We start from the raw sequence: 1428 nt of genomic DNA on the forward strand, positions 1-1428 counted from the left end.
AACGTGCCCGCATACTCCCGACCGCCCTGCGCCGCGTGGTCCCCCCCGTCCCAGCCGTCACGCTGCGCGGGCACCGGCCAGGACGCGTCGGTGATGTTGCCCGCCGCGTCGTAGGCGTACCGCTCGGACCAGTCCGAGCCATGGACCGCGGTGACCCGCCGCGCGGGGTCGAGATCGAACCGGCGCAGGCCGGCGAGCATGTCATCGATCTCGCTGACATACCCGTCCGGGCTGTAGGAGTAGTCCCGGCGCTGGAGCACCCGCGCCTGCCCCGCGGTCCCCGGCCGGCCCGCGGTCACGGTCTGCGACAGCAGCTGGTGGTTTGCATCCCACACCTGCGCCAGCACCACCCCGCTGTCCAGGCTGCGCGCGACCTCCCGGCCGGCCTCGTCGTGGGCGAAGCGCAGGGTCCGCCCGGCGGTCTCCAAAGAGGTCGGGAGGTCGTTCGGGTCATATGCCCAGACACTCGCCGCTCCGGACGGCGTCACCCGCCGCACCCGCCGGCCCAGCCCGTCGAACGTCGAGGACACCGTCCGGCCGTTACAGGTCTCCGCCAGCACCCGACCGAGAGGATCCCGCTCGAACACACAGTCCGCATCGGAGTTGGTAGCGCGCACAACCCGGCCGACGGCGTCGTAGGCAAACGTCGTCACCGCATTGTCGTCCCGTTTCTCAATAACGTTGCCAAGCAGGTCGCGGGTGAAATGCACGCTCTCCCCCGCACCGTTGGTCCGGGCAACGAGCTGCCCGCCGGCATCATTCACATAAGCCAGGACGCGGCCGTTGAAATCGGTCTCGCGGACCAAATTCCCGGCCGGGTCATAGTCGTAGCGCCACACCAGGCCGGCCGGGTTGGTGACAGCGACCAGCCGCAGCTCGGTGTCATAGGCGAACGCGAGGCGCGCCCCGTCCGGACCGGTCCGCGCAGCCGGCAGATCGAAATGCGTCACCTCGGTGCGGGTCACCAGGCCGGCCGCGTCCACATGCTCGATCAGGTTGCCTTCCCCGTCGTAGGTCCACCGCTCGGTGGCACCGTCGGGCAGGGTCCGGGATACGGGTTTGCCCTCCACCGTCCACCCGAACCGGGTCGTCCCGCCCACCGGGTCGGTCACCGCGACCACCCGGCCGAACCCGTCCCGCTCGCAGGAGGTCACCGCACCGAGCGGATCGGTCACCGCGACCGGCAGGCCGGCGGCATCGCTCGCCACCCGCCGAATCTGGCCGAGCGCGTCGGTGACGGTGGTGAGCCGGCCACGGTCGTCATAGGCGAACCCGGTCCGCGCCCCGACCGGATCGACCACGGCGGTCAGATTCCCACGGTCATCATAGGTGCGTTCCCAGCGGGCACCATCCGCCTCGACCAGCGTCACCGGCAGCCGCAGCGCATTCCATTGTGCGGTCATCCGGCTGCCATCCGGCCGGACAACC

General features: G+C 70.7%; 1 pseudogene. It reads right to left on the reverse strand.

The features are described from left to right. Nucleotides 1–1403, reverse strand: a pseudogene (locus U9977_RS13810) (type IV secretion protein Rhs); the annotation flags it as partial. Nucleotides 1404–1428 lie beyond the last annotated feature (25 nt).

The organism is Protofrankia sp. Cas8 (assembly GCF_963555845.1).
In the GTDB taxonomy this organism is placed as follows: Bacteria; Actinomycetota; Actinomycetes; order Frankiales; family Frankiaceae; genus Protofrankia.